At 60.1% G+C, this 414-nt stretch carries 1 rRNA gene; it reads right to left on the bottom strand.

Features of this window, described 5'->3' with window-relative positions:
- Positions 1-203: ribosomal RNA gene (locus AC5RWQ_RS30650) — 23S ribosomal RNA — on the bottom strand; the annotation flags it as partial.
- Between the last annotated feature and the right edge of the window lie 211 nt (positions 204-414).

The raw sequence follows: 414 nt of genomic DNA, 5'->3' as shown, positions 1-414 counted from the left end.
ATGTTTCACTTCCCCGCGTTCCCTCCACGTACCCTATGTGTTCAGATACGGGTGACAGCCCATGACGACTGCCGGGTTTCCCCATTCGGACACCCCCGGATCACAGCTCGGTTGACAGCTCCCCGGGGCCTATCGTGGCCTCCCACGTCCTTCATCGGTTCCTGGTGCCAAGGCATCCACCGTGCGCCCTTAAAAACTTGGCCACAGATGCTCGCGTCCACTGTGCAGTTCTCAAGCGACGACCAGTCACCCGCGGCCAACGCACGATGCGCGGTCGACGGGTTCCGGTTCTCGAAGGAACAGTTCATTCCTTCAGGACCCAACAGCGTGCCCGGCCCGATCAGTTGGGGATACGCGTTCCACGCCGAAGCAGTACTAGCGACCCACACTTGATCGTGCCGAATAGTCAACGTT

This window comes from Micromonospora sp. BS32, from assembly GCF_059089345.1.
Note: the sequence above shows the minus strand (reverse complement) of the source record. Positions and strands in the feature narration are given on the sequence as shown.